Source organism: Halorubrum sp. DM2 (genome assembly GCF_901686465.1).
Classification (GTDB): domain Archaea; phylum Halobacteriota; class Halobacteria; order Halobacteriales; family Haloferacaceae; genus Halorubrum.
Window position 1 is genome coordinate 2,241,866 of sequence record NZ_LR594487.1, and the last position, 21,084, is coordinate 2,262,949.

The following is a 21,084-nucleotide window of genomic DNA, read 5'->3' on the forward strand; positions in this document are numbered from 1 at the left end:
ACCCGCTTCCGACCGGCTTTTCCGCCCGCCGTCCCACACACGGGTATGGACCCGACGACGAGCGGCCGGTTCCGCGTCCACGACCGCTGCCAGCGACCGGACATCGACGACGGCGCGGACGCCGGATCTGTTGCGGCCGCCAACTCCGCCACCCCCGAGGAGTTCGTCCTCGTCGAGCTCGCCGACGGGCCGGTCGACCCGACCGACCCCGACGCCGCGGACCGGTACGACCCGCTCTACGCGGCCGCCGAGGGGTACGAGGGCGACCTCGCGGACGCGGTCGACGCGCTCCGCCCCGGCTTCGTCGTCGATGCGACGCTCGCGTGGACCGACGGCTCCGCTCGGTTCCGCGAGGTCGAGACCGTCCGCGAGACGCGGTTCCGCTTCGCCGACGGGATCGAGGGGATGTTCGAGGCGGCCGTCGAGACTTGGGAGCAGATCCGCGCCGAGGGCGAGCCGGTCGGCTCGATCACCACCCGCTCGAACGACGGCGACCCTAACGGCGCGCTGTACCTCTTCGCGGACGGCCCCGGCAGCGACACCTTCGACGAGGTCCGGTCGGGCCGGCTCCCGATCGAACCGCTCGTCGCGCGCGTGAACGACTCTCGTGGCGACGACGACCCGAGAGAAGTGTTCGTGTTGCGCCCCGCGGCGCACGAGTTCGTCGCCGTCTACGTCGTCTTCGACCGCGACGGCGTCCTCGCGCAGACGGTCCGGGACACGTACGACCTCGGTCCCGGTCTCGCCGCCGGACTCGACGCGAGCTATCCGACCGACGGGGACGATTCTGTCGGCGACGACTCCGACGGCGGAGACGAAGCCGACGGAGACGACGGCGGCGACTTCGACGCGCTCGACCGTCTGTAGCCCTCTTTTCCGCACTCCGCGACCGACGCCGCGCTACAGCCAGTCGGCGTCGGGATCGACCCGGCCGTCCGGCGTCTCGCCGTTGAGGACGGCCGCCACGTCGGCCGCGCCGCTCCGGTTCAGGTCGTCTTTCGCCTCCTCGCTGTACCACGCCGCGTGCGGCGTGATCACCGTGTCGTCGCGCCCGACGAGCGGGTCGTCCTCCGGCGGTTCCTCCGCAAGCACGTCGAGCCCGGCCGCCTTGATCTTGTCCGCCTCCAGCGCGTCGAGCAGGGCGTCGGCGTCGACCACCGGTCCGCGGCTCACGTTGACGAGGACAGAGTCCTCGCTCAGCCGGCTCAGCGCGTCCGCGTCGACGATTCCCCGCGTCGCGTCCGTCAGGGGCGCGTAGACGCCGACGTGGTCGGCGCGGTCGAACAGCTCCTCGAACTCGACCTTCTCGACGCCGTGCTCGGCCATCTCGTCGGCGTCGACGAACGGGTCGTACGCGACGAGGTCGGCGTCGAACCCGGAGAGCTGCTCGGCCGCCCGCCGCGCGATCGGGCCGAACGAGAGCAGGCCGATCGTCGACGCGCTCACGCGCCGGACCGGCGCGCCGGCCTCCCAGCTCCACCCGCCGTCGTCGACCGCGTCGTCGTACGGCTTCAGCGAGCGCAGACAGGCGAACAACAGCGAGACGGAGTGGGCTGCCACCTCCTCGGTGCAGTAGTCGGGAACGCGGGTGACGGTGACGCCGCGCGCCGCCGCCGCCGCGACGTCGACGTTGTCAACGCCGACGGCCGAGCGGACGACGACGCTGAGGTCTACGGCGTCCAACGCCGCCTCCGTGACCGGGGTGTTAATGTCGGTGACGACCGCGTCAGCGCCGGCGGCCGCCTCGATCAGCCGCTCGGTCGACCCCAGTTCCGCGACCTCGACGTCGACGGGTTCGTCGACGGCGCTGGCGAGGACTTCACGATACGTCTCCGGGTCTATCATCGGGAACGCCGACAGCACGACTCTGGGCATACGCGACGCTTCTCAGCCGCCCCACTTGACGGCTGGCACTAACGCTGTCAGGCCGTCATACGTCCGTTTCGATCGTGAGGGACCGGGTCGATCCGCTCCGTTCCGATGGCTCTTTGCGGCCGCCGGCCGTATCGTGGGCCGTGAGCGACGAGCCATCGAAACCCCCGATGCTGGTCCTGCTGGAGTCGCTGTCGTTCTACCGCAACGTCAGGGTCGGGGCGGCGGTCGGCGCGCTGCTCGCGGTCCTGTTGTACCTCGTCCGCACCCTCGAACTGCTCGGTCCGGTGATCGACACGCGGGACTATCCGCTGTTCGGACCGGATGTCTGGTTCCTCCTCTTGGCGTTCGTGCTTGCGGCGACGTCGGCGCTGTCGGTCGCGATCGCTCTCACGGTCGCCGCGGCGGTCCGCGGCGCGCGGGAGACCGACGCGGAGCGTCCGGAGTAGTCCGTCGGAACGTCCGGAGTGATCGACACGCGCCGCTCGTGACAGTCGGGAGGGGAGACGAAGAGACCGAACCGGGCGGTCGACGGTGACGCGTCAGTCGGCGGTACAGGAGGCTTCGCCCTCGTCGGCGGTGAACTCCTGTGCCGGCTCCGTGAGCTTGTAGAGGTTCTGTCTGGCGTCCGCGAAGTAGACGTCCTCGTCGACGACGCCGATGCCTTCCAGCCGTTCGAGCGCGTATCGGACGGTGCGCGCCGACAACATCGACTCTTGGACGATCCCCTTCTGGGTCAGCGGTCCGTTGTATTCGAGCACCTTGAAGACGAGTTTGGCGCTCGGCGGGAGGTCGTCGAGGCCCTCCGTTTGGGTTCCTTCCATCGTTACGATTCGAAACCGCACACGCTCATAAATGTTGATGGAGCATCCCCGCCAAAACGCCGTTTACCGGAGATATACGCCGCATTTTGCGTCGAAAACCAGCAATAAAGGCCGACTTTCACCCGCTGGACTGACCAGTCAGTCAGCGATTCGGCTCGCGCGCGCCTCGCCCGCGGCGGCACACACCCGACGGACGCACCGAATGGTGTCGCGTCCGAGCGAGCGGCGTCGCCTCCGGGTCGGACCGCCGCGACCCGGGACGACGGCCGGAACGAACGGTTTTTCACGGGCGCTCGCGGATCCGAAGGCATGAGCGACGACTCGGGCCTGTCCGACCACGCCCGCGGCGTGGTCGTCACGACCATCTGCTGTCTCGCCGGTATCGCCGCCGGCCTCGTCTCGGCCGCCTACGTCGGGACCGACCCCGCCGCCGCCGCGAGCACCACCGCGGTCTTCGTGCTGGGGGCGTTCGTCATCGTCCAGTACCCGGTGTTCAAGGCGGTCGGCGTCGGCGACCTCGGCATCAAGGATAACCTCTACGTGGCGTTTCTCACGTTCACCCTCTGGTTCATCAGCTACACCGTGCTGCTGACGTCCGCGGTCGATCTGGGGGTCTGAGATGGCCGACGACAGCATCGCGGTCGTGGACCTCGAACGGTGCCAGCCCGACCGCTGTAACTACGAGTGTATGAAGGACTGCCCGCCCAACCGGACGGGCAAGGAGTGTATCACGAAGCGGGGCGAGGACGCCGAGGAGGGCGACCCCGATCAGATCCACATCTCCGAGGAGATCTGTCTCGGCGAGACCTGCGGCATCTGCGTCAACTCCTGTCCGTTCGACGCTATCGAGATCATCAACCTCCCCTCCGAACTCGACGACGATCCGGTCCACCGCTACGGCGACAACGCCTTCTCGCTGTACGGGCTCCCGACGCCCGAGCCGGGTAGCGTTACCGGCATCCTCGGGCCGAACGGGATCGGGAAGTCGACCGCCGTCCACGCGCTCGCCGGCGAGATGGTCCCGAACCTTGGCGACCACGCGGCCGACGGCGACTGGGAGCGCGTGCTCGACCGCTTCCGCGGGACCGGGCTCCAGAACTACCTCGAATCGCTGAAGGAGGGCGAGGTGACCGTCGCGCGCAAGCCGCAGTACGTCGACCAGATCCCGAACCAGTTCGACGGGAACACCCGGGAGCTGCTGGAGCGTACCGACGAGCGGGGCGCGCTCGACTCCCTCGTCGACCGGCTCAACATCCGACCGGTGATGGACCAGGACATCGACTCCATCTCCGGCGGCGAGCTCCAGCGCGTCGCCATCGCGGCGTGTCTCGCGCGCGACGCGGACTTCTACTTCCTCGACGAGATCACGCCGTACCTCGACATCGGCCAGCGGATGGTCGTCGCCCGCCTCATCCGCGAGCTGGCGGACGACGACACGGCCGACCGGTCGATGCTCGTCGTCGAACACGACCTCGCCATCCTTGATCTCTTAGCCGACACGCTCCACGTCGCGTACGGTGAGCCGGGCGCGTACGGGGTCATCACCGACCCGAAGTCGGTCCGAAACGGGATCAACGAGTACCTCAAAGGCTACCTCGACAACGAGAACATGCGGATCCGCCCGTCGGCGATCACCTTCGAGGAGCACGCGCCCCGCGTCGCCTCCCGGAGCGAGACGCTGATCGAGTACCCCGACCTCACGAAGTCGTACGGCGACGGGGAGTTCGAGCTTCACGTCGAGGGCGGCGAGATCAACCGCTCCGAGGTGCTCGGCGTCGTCGGGCCGAACGGGATCGGGAAGTCGACGCTCGCGAAGCTGTTCACCGGCGATCTGGAGCCGGACGAGGGCGAACTCGACTTCGCGCTCGACATCTCTTACAAGCCGCAGTACATCGACATCGACCAGCCGATGCGCGTCGACGCGTTCCTCGCCTCCATCACCGACGAGTTCGGCTCCTCCTACTGGAACACGGAGGTCGCCCAGCCGCTCCAGCTCGAACGCGTGATGGAGCAGAACCTCTCGGACCTGTCGGGCGGGGAGCGCCAACGCGTCGCCATCGCGGCGTGTCTCTCCGAGGACGCCGACCTCTACCTCCTCGACGAGCCCTCCGCGCACCTCGACGTGGAACAGCGCGTGCGGGCGACGACCGCGATCCGTCGGTACGCCGAGAACCACGACGCGACGGTGATGGTCGTCGACCACGACATCTACATGATCGACCTGCTGGCCGACCGCCTGATGGTGTTCGACGGCGAGCCGGCCGAGCGCGGGCGCGCCGCGCCGCCACAGGAGATGCGCGCCGGGATGAACGAGTTCCTCGCCGACCTCGACATCACCTTCCGCCGCGACGAGCGCACCGGCCGTCCCCGGATCAACAAGCCGGGGTCGCAGCTCGACAGCCAGCAGAAGCGCGACGGCGAGTACTACTACTCAGGCTGAGCCGGCCGCCTCCGTTTTCGACGCGCTCGTCGCAGATCCCGACCCGGAATGGCGAGCGGGCATTTCCCCTCGCGCGACGGGGAACCCGCGGCGACCCGACCTGCGGTATCGAAGCGATTAAGCACGGAACCCGCGAACGTCGGGACATGCAACACCTCATCATTCGCGGCGACCCCGACATCCGGCGGGACGCGGTGATCGAGTACGACGGCGAGGAGCTGGTCTGTTTCGGTATCAACGTTCAGGGCGGCTGGCACGGCCCGGACGAGCCCCAGCTGTGGTGTACCGTCGGCACCGAAGACGAGCGCGAGGCGTACGACAAACGCGAGTACGTCCCGCACTGGCTCGACGTCGACGCGGTCGACGCCGAGGAGATCGAAGTGCTGAGCGAGAAGGGTGCGCTGTCGGTATAAACGCCCGCGAACGTCTCTCTTTCCGAGGTCGGTCCGCTCTTTCTACTCGTCCACCGGCGGGTCCGCCAGCCACGCCTCGATGGCACCGGCCATCGCGCCGCGGCGGTGGATCTCCCCCGCCTCGGGGTCGACGACCGTGCTCTCGGTGCCGGGCGTCTCGCCCCCGTCGATCACGGCGGCGACTCCCCCTCGGATCCGGTCGGAGAGGTCGTCGAGACGCGTGACGCTGCCCGTCCCGGAGACGTTGGCGCTCGTCGCCGTGAGGGGGCCGGTCTCGGCGAGCAGATCGCGAGCGAGGTCGTGGTCCGGCACGCGGATCCCGACGCGGTCGCGCCCGGCGGTGAGCGCGTCCGGTACCCGGTCGCCGCGCTCGACGACGACGGTCACCGGACCGGGGAGGAACGCCCGCGCAAACGCGACGGCCAGCTCCGTCGGTCGGGTGTACCGGAGCGCGTCGTCGACGCTCGCGACGCCGAGGGAGAGGGGATTGTCGCGGTCGCGGCCCTTCAGTTCGAAGACGCGTCCGACGGCGGCGGCATCGAGCGCGTCAGCGCCGAGGCCGTACACCGTCTCGGTCGGATAGACGACGAGGTCGCCGCGGTCGACGGCGGCCGCCGCCGCGCGGAGTTCGTTGGATCGGTCCGGGGGGTCGTCGCTCGTGTCGGCGGTCACGCGCGTTCGTTCGGCTCCGAGTTGAAAAAGGGTGACGCGTGTGGGCCTCACGAACCGGTCGACGGAATCGCTGACCGAGAGGTCGATGAGATCAGTGACCGATCAGTCGACGAGGTCGGCGACCGCGTCGTCTATCGCCTCGGCGTCGGGGAACGCGGGGTGTTCGTCCGCGACCCACGCGTACTCGACGGTGCGGTCGGAATCGAGGAGGAACACGGCCGGTCGGCTCTCCGTGATACCGGTTATGCCGTCGATGTCGTGGGCGAGCCCGTACTCCTCGATGACGCCCGCGGCCGGGTCCGAGAACACCCGGACGCCGTCACCGCGGTCGGCGAGCAGGCGCTTGTGGGCGTACGGCGTCGAGATTGAGACGCCGAGGACGTCCACGTCGTCGGCCCAGCCGTGGTCGTCGACCGTGTTGTAGAGGTACGTCCCCTGGAAGGCCCCGTCCATGGGGTGGAAAAGCAGGAGCGTCGGCCCGTCGACGACGTCGGCGAGCGCGCGGTCCTCCCAGTACTCGTCGTTCACGAGCGGCCGGACGAAGTCCGGTGCCGTGTCGCCCTCGGCGACGTGGTCGGTCTCGGGCAGGGAGACGACGTCGAAGTCGGGCATCTCAGGCACCTCCCTCGCCGTACGTTCCGTTGAGGTACTCTACGATGTTCGCGCTCTCCGACATCGTCACGCCGGTCTCGCGGTCGACGATCGCCGGGACGCTCCGCGCGCCGGAGACGCGCTTGACGACGTTGCGCTCGGAATGCATCGGCTCGACGTACCGGGAGCGGTACTCCACGTCGAGTTCGTTCAGCGTCCGGACCACGCGCTCGCAGAACGGACACGCCTGGAGCCGGTACAGGGTGATCTGTGGCTCGCTCATGCGCCTCGATTCGCCCGCGGGACGGGTAATCGTGTCGGCAGCGGCACCCTCGGCGCGCGTTCGTGCGGACGGCCGACGGGGTGCGCGCCTCGCCGACGATCGGGCGGCGTCGAGGATAGCCGAAGGGAACGCTTTAATCGCGGGGCGACGGATGACAAACGAACATGGGCTTGTCGTCCAGCGCAGCGGTGGTTGACCTCCTTCAGATACCGATGCCGGGCGAGAGCGTCATCACAGCGCTCGGGGCCGTCGCGATCCTCCTTTTAGTCGGGCTCTCGGCGTTCTTCTCCTCGTCCGAGATCGCGATGTTCTCGCTGCCGCAACACCGGATCGACAGCCTCGTCGACGAGGGGGTGACGGGCGCGAAGACGATCCGCGACATGAAACAGAACCCCCACCGGCTGCTGGTGACGATCCTCGTCGGCAACAACATCGTCAACGTGGCGATGACCTCCATCGCGACCGCACTGTTCGGGATCTACCTCTCGGGCGGGCAGGCCGTGCTGGCGACGACGTTCGGGATCACGACGCTCGTGCTGATCTTCGGCGAGAGCGCGCCGAAGTCGTACGCCGTCGAGAACACCGAGTCGTGGGCGCTCCGGATCGCTCGCCCGCTGAAGCTCTCCGAGTACGCGTTGTACCCGCTCGTCGTCCTCTTCGATTACATCGTCAAGGGGGTCAACAGCATCATCGGCGGCTCGGCGGCGATCGAGTCCACCTACGTCACCCGCGACGAGATCCAGGACATCATCGAGACCGGGGAACGGGAGGGGGTCATCGAGGAGGAGGAACGCGAGATGCTCGACCGCATCTTCCGATTTAACAACACCATCGCGAAGGAGGTGATGACGCCCCGGCTCGACGTCACCGCGGTCGCGAAAGAGGACTCCGTCGAGGAGGCGATCGAGACGTGTATTCAGGCCGACCACGAGCGCGTCCCCGTCTACGAGGGGAACCTCGACAACATCATCGGCGTGGTCACGGTCCGCGACCTGGTCCGCGAGCTGCGCTACTCCGAGGGGCAGCCCTCCTTGGAGCGCGTCGTCAAGCCAACGCTTCACGTCCCCGAGTCGAAGAACGCCGACGAGCTGCTCGCGGAGATGCAGGACAACCGCCTCCAGATGGTGACGGTTATCGACGAGTTCGGCACCACCGAGGGGATTATCACCCTCGAAGACATGGTCGAGGAGATCGTCGGCGAAATCTTAGAGGGCGACGAGGAGGCCCCGGTGGAGTTCCTCGAAGAGAACGTCGCGGTCGTCCAAGGCGAGGTGAACATCGACGAGGTCAACGAGATCCTCGGGATCGACCTCCCCGAGGGCGAGGAGTTCGAGACGCTCGCCGGCTTCGTGTTCAACCGCGCCGGGCGGCTCGTTCAGGAGGGCGAGGAGATCGAGTTCGACGAGATCCGGATCCGCATCGAGCGCGTCGACAACACGCGGATCATGTCCGCGCGCGTGACCGTCCTCGACGGGGCTCCCGCCGCGGAGGACTCGGGTGCGCCGGTCGAGGCCGCCGATTCGACAGCGGAGGGTGGGACGGTGGAGGCGGACGGCGACGGCACCCCCGCGCGGAACAACGGAGAATAAGACGCGGTCGGTGACGGTTTTGGAGACTGAGCGATTGTTTGTCAGTAGGCGCTGGCGCTCTACCGGTCGTGACCGGGACAGCACTTAATCGCTGCTTCGATGTGGCGATCGGCGACCGCGTCGTCCGTTTCGTCAGCCGACCCAAGCAGTGTGGCAACTTGCCGAACACATTTCGGTCTAGTTTGAGTGTTAATAGTATCATCCTCGCTCAGCGGACGCTATTTAATATAGCAACCTGAACACCGCCGATAATTGAGTGACAACCGTTATTCTCGATAACGTGCTATCCATACTATGACAGCCGAACGAGTATCCACTGGCATCAGCGGTCTGGATGAGATTCTCGACGGGGGACTTATTCAGGGTCGAAACGTTCTGATGCGTGGGTCGCCGGGAGCAGGGAAGACAATTCTTGGATTACACTTCCTCTCGGCGGGGATCGATGCCGGAGAGTCGGCGCTGTACGTCAATATGGGTGAGCCGCAGGCGTACGTGGAAGAAGCAGCCGATGCGTTCGGCTTGAACACCGATCAGATACAGTTCCATAACCTCTCGCCGACTCAAGAGCAGTTCTCAAAGCGCAACTCCTACAGCGTCTTCGAGTCAGCAGAGGTCGAACAGCCGGGATTCATCGCGGCGCTACGCGAACAGATCGACAAAATCGAACCAGACCGTGTCTTGCTCGATCCGATCACGGAATTTCGGTACCTCGCCGGCGATAAACGGCAGTTCCGCTCGGGTATTCTCGGCCTCCTCGACTATCTCAAAGAGATGGACGCAACGGTGATGCTCACCTCACAGGCCGGGGGGACGGTCACCGATGACGATCTGCAGTTCCTCGTCGACGCCGTCGTCTCACTCGACGTAACCCCCGAGAGCAGAGTCGTCCACGTCTCCAAGTTCCGGGGGTCGTCGTTCCGGCGAGGGAACCACTTCTACGACATCACCGACGAGGGGTTGACCGTTTGGCCGACGCTCGTTCCCGGCGAACAACAGCGGGAGGTCGAACCGGGGACGCTCTCTTCGGGCGTGGCAGGACTCGACGAGTTACTTCACGGTGGCTTAGACCAGGGAACAGTCACGATATTCAGTGGTCCGACGGGCGTCGGCAAGACGACGACCGGGCTCCAGTTTCTCTCACAGGCGGCTCTCGAGGGTAAACAAAGCGTCCTGTTCCAGTTCGAGGAGGCGGAGCGAACCATGCGGAAGCGGGCCGATGCGATCAGCCTCCCGCTACAGGCTGCGCTGGACAGCGGAAATATGTCGATCGTCGAGATCGCTCCGGAGGAGTACACCGTCGGACAGTTCGAGCACCTCGTCCGCGAGGCGGTCGAGGACGGTACCGAAGTGATGATGATCGACGGGTCGCAGGGGTTCCAAGAGAACCTCCGAGGACTCGACAACACGACGGGTGCCCTGTTGCGGATCGGTCGGTTTCTGCGGGCCGCTGGCGTCTCCACGATCCTGATCAACGAGGTCCACAACATCACCGGGAACTTCCATGCGACCGAAGAACGGACGAGTAATCTCGCGGACAACATCGTCTTTCTGCGCCACGTCGAGTATCGCGGAGAGATGCGGAAGGTCATCGGGACGCTCAAAATGCGGACGAGCGATTTCGAACGCGGCCTCCGAGAACTCGAGATCACGGCGGACGGGATCCGCGTCGGCGAACCGCTCCCACAACTCCGAGGCATTCTCACCGGAACTCCGGAGTGGGACGATAACGACGGCGGAGAAGAGACCGGTAGCAGCGAAGGTAAGTAGCGTCGGACCAAAGCGAATCGACGAGTGTCGTAGTCGTCGACCCCGACCAGTAACCTCATGACTGATCAGGCCTCAGATCGGAGGACGACAGACGAGACCCGACGCGTTCTGATCTTGGTCGCCGACGAGGGAAATCGGCGCGTACTTGAATCGTGGGTGAACGGACATAATCGATACACGCTCGCTGAAGCCACGGATATCGCCGAGGCCGCGTTCGACTGCTGTCTGTTCGACACGCGACAATTGGGCGAAAAGCGGTCCGAACTCCTGAAGCGGAAGGAAAGCGAGGAGATCATTCTCCCGTATCTCCTGTTGGTCCCGGAACCGAGACACCGGGAGATCCACGACCGGCTCCGAGACGAACACCCGGAACTGTGGGACGCGATCGACGGGGTGATCGATATGCCGCTCACGGAGCATCGACTCGGCGAGCAGTTGGAGACGTTCTTTCGCCTCCGCAATCAGTCGCGTTCAGCGTACACGCAGCGCGAGGAGCTTCGCCGGGTCCGAGACCAGCTCGACGTGCTCAATCGGGTCCTCCGGCACGACATCCGGAACGATATGAACGTCGTCGTCGCGTGGGGTGAAATGCTCGAAGACGAAGTGACGCCTGCGGGACGAGAGAAGCTCGACAGGATCCTTCGGGCGGGGCGACACGTCGTCGAACTCACGAACGTCGCCCGGGATCTCTCGGCACTCACTCACGGCGACGAGACGCCGGACCGCAAGCCGGTCTCTCTTCGACAGATCCTCACTGCGGAACTCGAAAAGCGCCGAGCGACGTTCTCCGACGCCGAGATTACGATGCCGGAGCCACCCGATCCGGGAACGCACGTGCTGGCGAACGAGCTGCTCTCGTCGGTGTTTCGGAACCTCGTCAATAACGCCGTCCAGCACAACCGTACCGCTCACCCGAAGGTGATGATCACCGTCGAGGACGACGCCGAGTCGGTCCGAGTCAGCGTGGCCGACAACGGGCCGGGCATTCCGGATGACGTAAAAGCGGATCTGTTCGGAGCGGGTGAGAAAGGGCTGGAAAGCGGCGGGACCGGGATGGGCCTGTTTCTCGTCGACAGTCTCGTCGAGGGTTACGGCGGGGACGTCTGGATCGAGGACAGAGCGGAGAGCGAATCGTTTGGTGGGCTCGACGAGGCGGATCAGACCGGCGCGGTCTTCGTAGTCGAGCTACCGACGACACAGCGATCAGACAACCGCGAGGAGAGTTCAAAATGAACGGACCGTACCCCACGGACGGATCGGCCGGTAATGACGGTGAAGCGGCGGCACTGCTCCCACTGCTCTCCGAGGAGGGGGATCAACGGCTAGTAGCCGAGTGGATCGAAGCCCACGACCGCTATACGCTGGTCGATCCGGACCAGCCGGTCGAGACGGCGACGTTCGACTGCTGTATCCTCGACGGAGAGATGCTACGGGCCCACGCCGAAACGCTCAGAGCTCGGAAGCGCACCGCGGAGCCGGTGTTGTTGCCGTGTCTCCTGCTCGTGCCGGAGGCGGACCTTTCTGTCATCGAAACCGACCGCGGGGAGATCGCGGATGGCGTCGTGTTCGAGACCGCGGACGAGGTGGTTTCGATGCCGATCAAAAAGGCCGAACTGGAGTGGCGGATACAGGTGCTCATCAGATTGCGAACCCAGTCGCAGCGACTCGAAGAACGGACGGAGACGCTGGAGCTGTTCAAACAGGCCGTCGAGGCCTCTGGAAACGCGATCTGGATAAGCGACACCGATGGGACGATACAGTATGTCAACCGGGAGTTCGAGTCGGTTACCGGCTATGACCGAGCGGAGGCCATCGGCCAGTCGCCGGACATCCTCCGATCCGGCGCGATGGGCGATGAGTATTACAGCGACCTCTGGGAGACGATTACCGCGGGTGATACGTGGCGCGAGGAGATAGTTGACCAGCGCAGCGACGGCTCGCAGTACGTCGCCGATCAGACGATCGCACCGATCGTCGAGGACGGCGAGGTGAAGGCGTTCGTCGCCGTCCAGACCGACGTTACCGAACGCAAAGAGCTCGAAGGTCGGCTCTCGTTGTACCGCGATATCATCGAGCGGATCGACGATCCGATCATGATCCAGAATCGCGACGGGGGATTTCGGCTGGTCAACGACGCGCTGTGTTCGTTCGCCGGGCTTTCGAAGGAGGAACTACTCAACGATGAAGAGTACGCGTTTATGGATTCGGAAACTGCCACGACGATCGCCCGGCAGAAACGGCGCGTCATCGAGAGCGAAGAGCCGGTCGAATACAGCGTGGAGCCAACCTTTGAATACAGCGACCGGGAGGCGATCTTCTATACGACACGATACCCGTACTACGAGGACGGCGAGCTTGCGGGCACGCTAGCGATCTGCCGGAACGTGACCGATCTCGAAGAACGGACCCGCCAGCTCCACGTGCTCGACAACGTTCTCCGACACAATATCCGAAATGATCTGAACGTGATCCAAGGGCGGGGCGAACAGCTCAAAGCCGAACTCGAGGGCGAACTTGCGGCCGCTGCTGATTCCATCGTAGCTCGGGCCAGCGCCTTGTTGAGGACGAGTGAGAAATCGCGGGAGATTACTGCCGTTCTCAGTGAGCCACGCGAGCCGACCCCGATAGATCTCGGACAGATGGTCCGGGACGTTGCCGACGAGGCGGCCGACGACTGGCCCGACGCGGATATCGACGTTACGGGTCCAACCCAGCTTCTCGTCTCTGCGACCGGATCGATCGAGACCGCACTCGAAGAGCTATTCACAAACGCGGTGATCCACAATGACCGAGAAGAACCCCGCGTGCGCGTCGAACTCGCCGTCAATGAATCGTGGGGCACCCTCAGCGTGCGGGACGACGGACCGGGCATTCCGGAGTTCGATAGAGACGTTCTCGAGTCGGGCGAGGCTATCGAGACGCTCTCACACGGCAGCGGACTGGGGCTGTGGGTGGTGTACTGGACGATCAACCACTCCGAAGGTGATATTCGCGTCGAAGACCGCGAGCCACGTGGCACCGAGATCTCCATTCGGCTTCCGCTGGCAACCGACAGGTAGCGGTCTAGTTATATACAAAACCGGCCAGAACGGAGCGGTCCGGTCGCTCGCTAGTTCCCCGCGACTCAACCTCCGCGTGCTGCGTTTTCGCTTTCAAACCGCGTAGGCGCGAGCGGCCGCGACGAGCGCCTTCCGGTAGTCGCTCTCCGAGGGGTCGTGGGCCAGATCGAGGAACCGCTCTTTGAACGCCGCCACGTCGACGGCGTCGGTGTCGCTGCCGGCCGCCCGCGCGAGGTCGTAGATCCGGTGATCGGGGCCGGCGATGTCGTGACGCTCGATCAGCGCCAGCGCGAACGCGGCGTTGACGGCCGTGATCTCCGGGTCGGCCCCGGCCGTCACCGGCGGCGAGCCGGTGCGCGACATGTCGGGCCGGTCCGCGACGGCGGCCGCCAGCGTCGATTCGAGGAACCCGAGGAGCTTGTCCGCGGGAGCGACGGAGAGCGTGATGTCGTCCGCGTAGATGTCTTTCATGTGGTTCGCGATCTGGTAACAGTGCGCGAGCTTGCGGCGCTCGACCTTCTCGCCGGAGAGCCCGAGGTACAGCGCCTCCTCGGTCGACTGGAGGTGCGAGGGGTGTCCCTCCTCGTAGCGGGCCATGTGCGCCAGCTCGTGGATCGCCAGTTCGCGCGCCATCGCGCTCGTGGCGGCTCGCCGCGAGACGTTCAGGACGTGGTGGTCGTCGTAGTGACCGGCCCAGGTCCGCTCGTCGGGGTCGTCGCGGACCACGACGCGGACCGGCGCTTCGACGGACCGCTCGGTCTCGAACAGATCTGCGGCACCGAGAAACGGATCGGGGGGAACGTCCCCCTGTACGCGAAGATCCATGCTTACAGTTCACACGGGAGCGGACGGTAAGTCTCTTGCGCTCGTGGAACCTCGGCTCGTCGGTCCGACGGCGATCGGGGAGCGTCGACGCGCTGACGCCCCGACGCGTCGGCCTCCCGGTCGGGTCGGCTACGGCGTTCGGTTCCGAACCGCGCCGACGACGAGGTAGACGACCGGCGTGTCGAGGACGGCGATCCCGAGCTTGAGGAGGTACTGTCCGATCCCGAGCGCGAGGAGGACGCTCCCGGGGAGCGGGGAGCCGACGCCGAGCAGGATCGGGGCGGCGTAGAAGGCGACGCCGACGAAGATGACCGTGTCGATCGCCTGACTCGTCGCCGTCGAGGCGAGGTTACGGAGCCACAGCATCCCCTCGCCGGTGCGGTCGCGGATCGCGTGGAAGACGAACACGTCCCAGTTCTGGCTGACGACGTACGCCAGCAGGCTGCCGACGACGACGTTCGCCGCCGGTCCGAGCGCGGTCTGGAAGGCGGCCGACACCTCGGGGTCGACCCCGGGCGCTGCGAGCGTCGACCACACTAACGCGAGCACGAGGAAGTTCGCGAGGAACGCCACGTTCACGACGACCTGCGTGGCCCGCCGGCCGTACAGCTCCGCGTAGCAGTCCGACGCGAGGAACGTCAGCGCGTACGCGAGCGCGGCTCCCGGCAGGGTGATCTCCGGGCCGACGACCGGCAGCGCGACCGGGAGCGGTAAGGCGAGTACCTTCGCCGCGGTGAGCTGCGAGGTCGCGAGCGCCACCGTGAACAGCGTGATCAGCCCGACCGCCGCGACCGCCGACCGGTCGAACGGGTCGGTTCGGAAGGGACCGCCCTCGCCGCCCGCGGTTCGGCTACTCATCGGCGTCCTCCGCGGTCCGTCCGCCCTCCGTCCCCTCGTCGCTCCCCCTCGTCGCCCCGTCGTCGCCGTCTCCCAACCGGTCGTGGCGGGCGTCGATCTCGTCGAGCAGGTCGAGGTTCTTGCGGATCGACGCGCGCACCGCGTCGCTTCGGTTCACGAACTTCCCGTCGTCACCGACGTGCTCGTCGAGGTCGGCGAGCAGCTCCGCCGGGATCTCGACGCTTATCTTCGGCATACTCGCGTCGTGAACGTCGCGCGGCTATGAACGTTATTATCTGAGGATTATCGAGAGAGTATCGTGGTGTTCGAGCGGGGATCTCCCCTTTCCCCGCGACCGACTCGTAAACCACCACGTTCAAGTAGGTTTACCAGACTGTTCACCCATGGCAACGAACACGGAGTCCGTCGACCTCGTCGGCGACGAGGCGGCGACGAACCTCGCGCGCGCCGCGTTGTTCGCGGCGCTCGTGGGCGCGTTCGCGTACGTATCGTTCCCGTTCCCGCTGTCGCCCGCTCCGGTGACGCTACAGGTGCTCGGCGTCTTCCTCGCCGGGATCTTCCTCGGTCCCCTGTGGGGCGGCCTCGCGCTCGTCTTATACCTCCTCGCGGGCGCGCTCGGCGCGCCGGTGTTCGCCGGCGGCTCCGCCGGGTTCGCGGCGCTCGTCGGAGACAGCGCGGGCTACCTCTGGTCGTACCCGATCGCGGCCGCGCTCGTCGGCGGGATCGTCCACCGCGGAATCGCGCTCCGCGACCTCAACGCCGTCCGGCTCCCGACGCTCGTCGGCGCGACGGTCGTCGGCACGCTCGTCATCTACGCGCTCGGCGTCGTCGGGCTGGTCCTCTCGCTCGACCTCGCGCTCGGCGAGGCGGTCATTCAGGGCGCGGTGGTGTTCCTGCCGGCGGAAGCCGCGAAGATCGCCGCGGCGGTCGGGATCGTCCGGTCCGACGCGATCACCGCGGCCTGACGCCGTGATCGACGTCGCCGGCGTCACCGTTCGATACGGCGGAGCGGGCCGGGGCGACGGAGCCGACGAGGGCGACGGAGCCGACGAGGGCGTCGTCGCCGTCGACGACGTCTCGCTGTCGATCCCGGACGGCGAGTTCGCCGTGATCGCGGGGGCGAACGGCTCCGGAAAGACGACGCTCGTCCGCACGTTCAATGGGCTTGTCGACCCCGACGAGGGCGCGGTTGCGGTCGACGGCACGCCCGTCGCGGACGATCCCCTCGCAGCCCGGACCGCCGTCGGGATGGTGTTTCAGGACCCCCGCGACCAGCTGGTGGCCGCCACCGTCGGCGGCGATGTCGCGTTCGGCCCGGAGAACCTCGGCCTGTCGCACGAGGCAATCGACCGCCGCGTCGACGCCGCGCTCGACGCCGTGAACATGGCGGGCCGCGAGGACGACCGGATCGAGTCGCTGTCTGGAGGCGAGCGCGAGCGCGTCGCCGTCGCGGGCGCGCTTGCGATGGAGCCGGACCACCTCGTCCTCGACGAGCCGTTCACCGGGCTCGACGACCCGGCCCGGCGGTCCGTCCTGAATCGAATCCGGGAACTCCACGCCGCCGGGGTCGGCGTGGTCGTCGTCACACACGACTTGCGCGACGTGTTCGCGCTCGCGGACCGCGTCGTCGGCCTCGCGGACGGGCGGATCGCCGTCGATGCGCCTCCTGAACGCGCGGTCGACGACCTCCCCGGACTCGACGTCCGGGTCCCGGCCGCCTTCGAAGAAGGAGACGACCCGCGATCGACGGGAACGGACCCGTCGCCGACGAGGACGGGCCCGCCGTGACCCTCTCGTACGTCCCCGACGACGCGTTCGCGCACCGGCTCGACCCTCGGTCGAAGCTCCTCGTTCAGGTCGCCTTCGCGGTCGTCGCGTACGCGTACACGACGCCCCGGGGGCTCGCCGTTCTCACGGTTGTCGCGGCCGGCTGCCTCGCGCTTGCCGCCGGCGGGGCGCGAGATCTGTGGACGTATCGCTTCGCGCTCCCGTTCCTGCTCGTCGCGCCCGTCGTCGCGGGCGCGACCCTCGGCGACCCGTGGTTCGACGTCGACGACGCGGCCGCGACCGGGCTGGCGAGCTACCGCGTGCTGCTGATACTCGTCGTCGCGGCCGCGTACGTGCGGTCGACGCCCGTCCGGGAGTCGCGCGCGGCGGTCCAGCGGACGATACCGGGCAAACCCGGGCAGTTCCTCGGCGTCGGGGTCGCCCTCGTGTTCCGGTTTCTCCCCCTGCTGAAACGGGACCTGCTGTCCGCGCGCGAGGCGATGCGGGCCCGCGCCGGCGGGGAGCGACCGGTCCACGAGCGGATGCGGATCGTCGCGGTCGCGGGAATAAATCGGGCGTTCGGACGCGCCGACCGCCTCGGAACGGCACTCGTCGCCCGGTGTTTCGCGTGGAACCCGACGCTCCCGCGGCTGGCGTTCCGCCGCGTCGACGCCCCGGCGCTGGCGCTCGCGGCCGCCCTGTTCGCGGCCGCGGTCCTGCGGGTCGCGTGAGTCGACCGCCGTCGCCGACGCGGCGTCCCGAAACCGCGTGAACGAGAGACCACGCTCTCGCGGTTGTGGCAACATTTAACCCGACCCTATCCCGGTGATCGATCATGATTCCCCTACAGGCGGCCACCCGGGAGACCTTCTGGACCATCGGTCCGGTGGGGAAGGCCGCGTTCTACTGGCTCGCCGCGGTCGCCGTCTTGGTGTTCCTGTACGGCGTCTACGCGCGGTTCGCCGCGTACGCCCGCGGGGCTGCGGACCCCCGCGACCGGCTGTCGAACCTCCCCGGCCGGGTCGTCGCCGCGACGAAGACGGTCCTCTCGAACGAGAACCAGTTCGACGGGGACCTGTACGCCGGCGTGATGCACACGTTCGTCCTCTGGGGGTTCCTCGTCTTACTCGTCGCGACGACCATCCTCGGGATCGACATCGACCTGTACCGCCCGCTCACGGGCGAGTCGTTCTGGGTCGGCGACTTCTATCTCGCCTACCAGTTCGCGGTCGACGCGTTCGGGCTGCTGTTCGTCGTCGGCGTCGGCATGGCCGGCTACCGCCGCTACCGGAACCGCGAGGGACGGCTCTGGGGGAAACACACCTCGCTGGAGGACGACGCGTTCCTCTGGACCCTCTTCCTGCTCGGCGTCGGCGGCTTCCTCGTCGAGGGCGTGAGCATGGTCGGCCAGCCCCAGCGGGCGACCGAGACGGTGAGCTTCGTCGGGATGGCGCTCGCAACCGGTCTGGAGGTGGCGGGCCTCACCGCCGCGGGCGCGGAGGCCGCCTACGGCGTCATCTGGTGGAGCCACTCGCTGCTGGCGTTCGCGTTCGTCGCGTGGATCCCGTACGCGAAGCCGTTCCACATGATCTCCTCGTTCGCCAACGTCGTCGCCCGCGACGAGAAGGCGGGCGCGCGGCTCCCGAACGTCCCCGCGGACCTCGATCACACGAACGCCGAGTCGCTCTCAGATTTCACGTGGAAGGAGCTGCTCGACGGCGACGCGTGTACGAAGTGCGGGCGGTGTACCGACGCCTGTCCCGCTGACACCGTCGGCCGCAACCTCGATCCGCGGAACGTCATCCTCGACCTGAAGGCGTACCGCGAGTCCGTCAGCGACGACCCGGTGGCGGGGAGCGGAGACCGGATGACGACTGACGGCGGCGTGGCCGGCTCCGCCGCCGTCAACGACGGGGGAGCCGTCCCCATCGTCGCCGACGAGGGCGGCGTCATCGCCAGCGAGTCGATGGAGTCCTGTATGTCCTGTATGGCGTGTATGGACGCCTGCCCGGTCGACATCGAACACCTCACCCCCTTCACGAAGATGAACCGCCAGCTCGTCGACGAGGGGGCGGTCGACTCGAACCTCCAAGACGTGTTTCAAGACGTGATGCAGAAAGGGAACTCCTTCGGCGAGTCGCAGTCGACGCGGGGCGACTGGGCGGACGACTTGGACGACGTGGACGTGCCCGACGCCCGCGAGGAGTCGGTCGAGTACCTCTGGTACGTCGGCGACTACCCGAGCTTCGACGACCGGAACAAGAAGGTCGCCCGGGCGCTCGCCCGCCTGTTCGACGAGGCGGACGTGTCGTTCGGAATCTTATTCGACGACGAGAAGACCGACGGCAACGACATCCGCCGGATCGGCGAGGAGTTCCTCTACCTCGAACTCGCCGGTCACCACGTCGAGACGTTCGCGGACTGCGAGTTCGAGAACATCGTCTGTACCGACCCGCACTCCTACAACACCATCAAAAACGAGTACCCCGAGGTTGACTTCGCGGAGTTTGCGGACGACCCGATGATGCCGTTCGACCGCGAGGAGCCGTGGAACCCGGAGGGAGAAATCGACGTGTTCCACTGGACGCAGGTCGTCGAGGAGCTCGTCGACGAGGGTCGGCTCGACCTGTCGGGCGACGAGCTGGACTACACCGTCACCTACCACGACCCCTGTCACCTCGGCCGGTACAACGACGAGTACGAGGCCCCGCGCGAGCTAATCTCCGCGACCGGCGCGGAGCTGTACGAGATGCCGCGCTCGCGGGACGACTCGTTCTGCTGTGGCGGGGGCGGCGGCGGGCTCTGGACCGAACACGACGAGGCGGTCAAGCCGAGCGAGGAGCGCCTCCGCGAGGCGGTCGAGGACACCGACGCGGGCGCTGCGATAGAGAAGTTCGTCGTCGCCTGTCCGATGTGTACGACGATGTTCGAGGACGGTCGCAAGACCGGGGACTTCGAGGACGACGTGGAGATCGTCGACGTCGCGGAGCTTTTGATCGAGGCGGTCGACTCCTCACGGTAACGAGCCGCCTTCGACGTTATATTCGGGGCCGTTCGATTCGACAATAATTAAAAACGTATACTTTCTTATCAGAACATTTCGCCACGTGGAATCACATGTCTGAAGCAGGTTCGACTCAGGCCGGAGCAGCGTATTGTCGGAACTGTGAGCAACAAGTCCAACCCGTTGGCGGGGTCAACAGAGAACTGGGAATCATTCTGCTGTTTTTCGGATTTATCCCGGGGCTCGTCTACCTCGGTGGGGGGTGGATCATGGACCAGTACGGCTTGTTGAGCAAGAACTGTCCGATCTGCGGCGACGACAACTGGTCGCGTCAGCCGGTCAACAACGCCGGCGACTCGGATCGAACCGTCAACGGAGACGACTCCGAAGGGGAACTCGTGGCTCAACACAACGCTTCCGGGTCAGAACGGGCACGCAGCGGTGTAGCGGCCAAAATCCAGAAATGGGTCATCAGGACGATCAAGAGTTGGGCGACGGTAGCGATTATCGTCTTTCCGCTGTTCTTCTTCTTTAGCCTCTCAAACGTCTCAATGCTGGTATCCACGATATTATCCGTATCTTGGTTCGGGGTCTGTATTTACGGACTCCACCGCCGCGACTTGCTCCACTTCGGGATCCATTCGCCGTTCTACTACCGAGAGCAAAAGAACGAATAGGCGGGTGGAACCCTTCGGCGGCCGAGTCTCTAACCGCGCTGACACGTCCTCAGAGGCTCACAACACACATTACTGGTGACGTGATCCCGCCTTACAACGTGGAGGGGGACTCCGAGGACCCGACCACATCGTCGGTGCGCCGCAACAGCGCTCGCCCGGGCGCGCGATCGCGGACCGGCGCGTCGCCGAGGTAGTCGACGAGGGCGTCCCGCAGGAGGGCGACGCCCTCGCCGTCGAGGGGTTCGCCGCGTTCGATCGATTCGAGCGGCCCGCGGTACGGCTCGGCGTCCTCGGCCGCGTTCCGCGCGGCCTCCAGCAGCGCGGCGTGAGCCACCCACGCCTCCTCCCGGGAGGTCGTCGGCGCTGGCGGCCCGTCGGTCGTGGGAGGGACCATTCGTCCGGTGTCTCCCGGTACGGGGACTTAAAACCACGTCCCGGTTCGC

23 protein-coding genes are annotated in these 21,084 nt (G+C 66.5%); 14 read left to right on the forward strand and 9 right to left on the reverse strand.

What is annotated here, in order from left to right:
* Positions 1-45 precede the first annotated feature (45 nt).
* Complete coding sequence (locus tag QOL69_RS11320) at positions 46-867, forward strand: DUF6663 family protein (RefSeq protein ID WP_283403245.1); 822 nt, start codon at positions 46-48, stop codon at positions 865-867.
* A 33-nt stretch (positions 868-900) separates the two neighbouring features.
* Here QOL69_RS11320 and QOL69_RS11325 read toward each other — a convergent pair whose 3' ends face one another.
* Positions 901-1,875, reverse strand: coding sequence for a C-terminal binding protein (locus tag QOL69_RS11325; protein ID WP_283403246.1), 975 nt, complete (start codon positions 1,873-1,875; stop codon positions 901-903).
* Between the two features lie 167 nt (positions 1,876-2,042).
* Between QOL69_RS11325 and QOL69_RS11330 the strand changes: the two genes are divergently transcribed.
* Positions 2,043-2,321, forward strand: a complete 279-nt coding sequence (locus tag QOL69_RS11330; RefSeq protein ID WP_048077084.1) for a DUF7536 family protein — start codon at positions 2,043-2,045, stop codon at positions 2,319-2,321.
* Positions 2,322-2,414: 93 nt separating this feature from the next.
* On the opposite strand, the gene QOL69_RS11335 is transcribed toward QOL69_RS11330, so the two are convergent.
* A complete protein-coding gene (locus QOL69_RS11335) occupies positions 2,415-2,696 on the reverse strand; it encodes a MarR family transcriptional regulator (RefSeq protein ID WP_008443026.1) in 282 nt (93 codons plus the stop codon).
* Between the two features lie 309 nt (positions 2,697-3,005).
* On the opposite strand from QOL69_RS11335, the gene QOL69_RS11340 reads away from it, so the two are divergent.
* The 3 genes from QOL69_RS11340 to QOL69_RS11350 all read left to right on the forward strand — a co-directional run bounded on the left by QOL69_RS11340 (position 3,006) and on the right by QOL69_RS11350 (position 5,549).
* Positions 3,006-3,314 (forward strand): EMC6-like membrane protein, encoded by a 309-nt coding sequence (locus tag QOL69_RS11340; RefSeq protein ID WP_006629623.1) that lies wholly within the window; start codon positions 3,006-3,008, stop codon positions 3,312-3,314.
* A 1-nt stretch (position 3,315) separates the two neighbouring features.
* Positions 3,316-5,136, forward strand: a complete 1,821-nt coding sequence (locus QOL69_RS11345) for a ribosome biogenesis/translation initiation ATPase RLI (protein WP_283403247.1) — start codon at positions 3,316-3,318, stop codon at positions 5,134-5,136.
* Between the two features lie 146 nt (positions 5,137-5,282).
* Positions 5,283-5,549, forward strand: coding sequence for an HAH_0734 family protein (locus QOL69_RS11350; RefSeq protein ID WP_048076976.1), 267 nt, complete (start codon positions 5,283-5,285; stop codon positions 5,547-5,549).
* Positions 5,550-5,591: 42 nt separating this feature from the next.
* Here QOL69_RS11350 and QOL69_RS11355 read toward each other — a convergent pair whose 3' ends face one another.
* The 3 genes from QOL69_RS11355 to QOL69_RS11365 form a co-directional block, all read right to left on the reverse strand.
* Positions 5,592-6,221 carry an L-threonylcarbamoyladenylate synthase gene (locus QOL69_RS11355; protein ID WP_283403248.1) on the reverse strand — a complete coding sequence of 210 codons (630 nt, stop codon included), beginning with the start codon at positions 6,219-6,221 and terminating at the stop codon, positions 5,592-5,594.
* A 102-nt stretch (positions 6,222-6,323) separates the two neighbouring features.
* Positions 6,324-6,833, reverse strand: coding sequence for a redoxin domain-containing protein (locus QOL69_RS11360; RefSeq protein WP_283403249.1), 510 nt, complete (start codon positions 6,831-6,833; stop codon positions 6,324-6,326).
* 1 nt (position 6,834) lies between these two features.
* Positions 6,835-7,095, reverse strand: coding sequence for a glutaredoxin family protein (locus QOL69_RS11365; RefSeq protein WP_283403250.1), 261 nt, complete (start codon positions 7,093-7,095; stop codon positions 6,835-6,837).
* A 164-nt stretch (positions 7,096-7,259) separates the two neighbouring features.
* Here QOL69_RS11365 and QOL69_RS11370 point away from each other — a divergent pair, with 164 nt between their 5' ends.
* The 4 genes from QOL69_RS11370 (at position 7,260) to QOL69_RS11385 (ending at position 13,510) form a co-directional block, all read left to right on the forward strand.
* A complete protein-coding gene (locus QOL69_RS11370) occupies positions 7,260-8,684 on the forward strand; it encodes a hemolysin family protein (protein ID WP_283403251.1) in 1,425 nt (474 codons plus the stop codon).
* A 294-nt stretch (positions 8,685-8,978) separates the two neighbouring features.
* A complete protein-coding gene (locus QOL69_RS11375) occupies positions 8,979-10,451 on the forward strand; it encodes an ATPase domain-containing protein (protein ID WP_283403252.1) in 1,473 nt (490 codons plus the stop codon).
* 57 nt (positions 10,452-10,508) lie between these two features.
* Positions 10,509-11,684, forward strand: a complete 1,176-nt coding sequence (locus QOL69_RS11380) for a sensor histidine kinase (RefSeq protein WP_052334930.1) — start codon at positions 10,509-10,511, stop codon at positions 11,682-11,684.
* Complete coding sequence (locus tag QOL69_RS11385; protein WP_283403253.1) at positions 11,681-13,510, forward strand: PAS domain S-box protein; 1,830 nt, start codon at positions 11,681-11,683, stop codon at positions 13,508-13,510. Before QOL69_RS11380 ends, QOL69_RS11385 begins: the two co-directional genes overlap by 4 nt.
* 93 nt (positions 13,511-13,603) lie before the next feature.
* Here the strand turns inward: QOL69_RS11385 and QOL69_RS11390 are convergent, their stop codons facing one another.
* The 3 genes from QOL69_RS11390 to QOL69_RS11400 form a co-directional block, all read right to left on the reverse strand.
* Positions 13,604-14,335, reverse strand: a complete 732-nt coding sequence (locus QOL69_RS11390) for a DUF5781 family protein (protein WP_283403254.1) — start codon at positions 14,333-14,335, stop codon at positions 13,604-13,606.
* Between the two features lie 129 nt (positions 14,336-14,464).
* Positions 14,465-15,193 (reverse strand): queuosine precursor transporter, encoded by a 729-nt coding sequence (locus QOL69_RS11395; RefSeq protein WP_283403255.1) that lies wholly within the window; start codon positions 15,191-15,193, stop codon positions 14,465-14,467.
* Positions 15,186-15,428 (reverse strand): ribbon-helix-helix domain-containing protein, encoded by a 243-nt coding sequence (locus QOL69_RS11400; protein ID WP_283403256.1) that lies wholly within the window; start codon positions 15,426-15,428, stop codon positions 15,186-15,188. Before QOL69_RS11400 ends, QOL69_RS11395 begins: the two co-directional genes overlap by 8 nt.
* 148 nt (positions 15,429-15,576) lie before the next feature.
* On the opposite strand from QOL69_RS11400, the gene QOL69_RS11405 reads away from it, so the two are divergent.
* The 5 genes from QOL69_RS11405 to QOL69_RS11425 all read left to right on the forward strand — a co-directional run bounded on the left by QOL69_RS11405 (position 15,577) and on the right by QOL69_RS11425 (position 20,641).
* A complete protein-coding gene (locus tag QOL69_RS11405) occupies positions 15,577-16,158 on the forward strand; it encodes a biotin transporter BioY (protein ID WP_283403257.1) in 582 nt (193 codons plus the stop codon).
* Positions 16,159-16,162: 4 nt separating this feature from the next.
* Positions 16,163-16,981 carry an energy-coupling factor ABC transporter ATP-binding protein gene (locus QOL69_RS11410; protein ID WP_283403258.1) on the forward strand — a complete coding sequence of 273 codons (819 nt, stop codon included), beginning with the start codon at positions 16,163-16,165 and terminating at the stop codon, positions 16,979-16,981.
* Positions 16,978-17,691, forward strand: coding sequence for an energy-coupling factor transporter transmembrane component T family protein (locus tag QOL69_RS11415; protein WP_283403259.1), 714 nt, complete (start codon positions 16,978-16,980; stop codon positions 17,689-17,691). The genes QOL69_RS11410 and QOL69_RS11415 overlap by 4 nt, the downstream gene beginning before the upstream one ends.
* Before the next feature lie 104 nt (positions 17,692-17,795).
* Positions 17,796-19,982, forward strand: coding sequence for a (Fe-S)-binding protein (locus tag QOL69_RS11420; protein WP_283403260.1), 2,187 nt, complete (start codon positions 17,796-17,798; stop codon positions 19,980-19,982).
* 95 nt (positions 19,983-20,077) lie between these two features.
* The gene (locus QOL69_RS11425; RefSeq protein WP_048076981.1) at positions 20,078-20,641 is read left to right on the forward strand and encodes a hypothetical protein; all 564 of its coding nucleotides are present in this window, start codon (positions 20,078-20,080) and stop codon (positions 20,639-20,641) included.
* 91 nt (positions 20,642-20,732) lie between these two features.
* On the opposite strand, the gene QOL69_RS11430 is transcribed toward QOL69_RS11425, so the two are convergent.
* On the reverse strand, positions 20,733-21,035 hold the full coding sequence (locus tag QOL69_RS11430) for a DUF7853 family protein (RefSeq protein WP_283403261.1): 303 nt from the start codon (positions 21,033-21,035) through the stop codon (positions 20,733-20,735).
* Positions 21,036-21,084: the final 49 nt, after the last annotated feature.

Bases quoted from the DNA above. Each gene is read 5' to 3' on its own strand.
- QOL69_RS11320 (WP_283403245.1), top strand. From the start codon at position 46: ATGGACCCGACGACGAGCGGCCGGTTCCGCGTCCACGACCGCTGCCAG.
- QOL69_RS11325 (WP_283403246.1), bottom strand. From the start codon at position 1,875: ATGCCCAGAGTCGTGCTGTCGGCGTTCCCGATGATAGACCCGGAGACG.
- QOL69_RS11330 (WP_048077084.1), top strand. From the start codon at position 2,043: ATGCTGGTCCTGCTGGAGTCGCTGTCGTTCTACCGCAACGTCAGGGTC.
- QOL69_RS11335 (WP_008443026.1), bottom strand. From the start codon at position 2,696: ATGGAAGGAACCCAAACGGAGGGCCTCGACGACCTCCCGCCGAGCGCC.
- QOL69_RS11340 (WP_006629623.1), top strand. From the start codon at position 3,006: ATGAGCGACGACTCGGGCCTGTCCGACCACGCCCGCGGCGTGGTCGTC.
- QOL69_RS11345 (WP_283403247.1), top strand. From the start codon at position 3,316: ATGGCCGACGACAGCATCGCGGTCGTGGACCTCGAACGGTGCCAGCCC.
- QOL69_RS11350 (WP_048076976.1), top strand. From the start codon at position 5,283: ATGCAACACCTCATCATTCGCGGCGACCCCGACATCCGGCGGGACGCG.
- QOL69_RS11360 (WP_283403249.1), bottom strand. From the start codon at position 6,833: ATGCCCGACTTCGACGTCGTCTCCCTGCCCGAGACCGACCACGTCGCC.
- QOL69_RS11365 (WP_283403250.1), bottom strand. From the start codon at position 7,095: ATGAGCGAGCCACAGATCACCCTGTACCGGCTCCAGGCGTGTCCGTTC.
- QOL69_RS11370 (WP_283403251.1), top strand. From the start codon at position 7,260: ATGGGCTTGTCGTCCAGCGCAGCGGTGGTTGACCTCCTTCAGATACCG.
- QOL69_RS11375 (WP_283403252.1), top strand. From the start codon at position 8,979: ATGACAGCCGAACGAGTATCCACTGGCATCAGCGGTCTGGATGAGATT.
- QOL69_RS11380 (WP_052334930.1), top strand. From the start codon at position 10,509: ATGACTGATCAGGCCTCAGATCGGAGGACGACAGACGAGACCCGACGC.
- QOL69_RS11385 (WP_283403253.1), top strand. From the start codon at position 11,681: ATGAACGGACCGTACCCCACGGACGGATCGGCCGGTAATGACGGTGAA.
- QOL69_RS11390 (WP_283403254.1), bottom strand. From the start codon at position 14,335: ATGGATCTTCGCGTACAGGGGGACGTTCCCCCCGATCCGTTTCTCGGT.
- QOL69_RS11395 (WP_283403255.1), bottom strand. From the start codon at position 15,193: ATGAGTAGCCGAACCGCGGGCGGCGAGGGCGGTCCCTTCCGAACCGAC.
- QOL69_RS11400 (WP_283403256.1), bottom strand. From the start codon at position 15,428: ATGCCGAAGATAAGCGTCGAGATCCCGGCGGAGCTGCTCGCCGACCTC.
- QOL69_RS11405 (WP_283403257.1), top strand. From the start codon at position 15,577: ATGGCAACGAACACGGAGTCCGTCGACCTCGTCGGCGACGAGGCGGCG.
- QOL69_RS11420 (WP_283403260.1), top strand. From the start codon at position 17,796: ATGATTCCCCTACAGGCGGCCACCCGGGAGACCTTCTGGACCATCGGT.
- QOL69_RS11425 (WP_048076981.1), top strand. From the start codon at position 20,078: ATGTCTGAAGCAGGTTCGACTCAGGCCGGAGCAGCGTATTGTCGGAAC.
- QOL69_RS11430 (WP_283403261.1), bottom strand. From the start codon at position 21,035: ATGGTCCCTCCCACGACCGACGGGCCGCCAGCGCCGACGACCTCCCGG.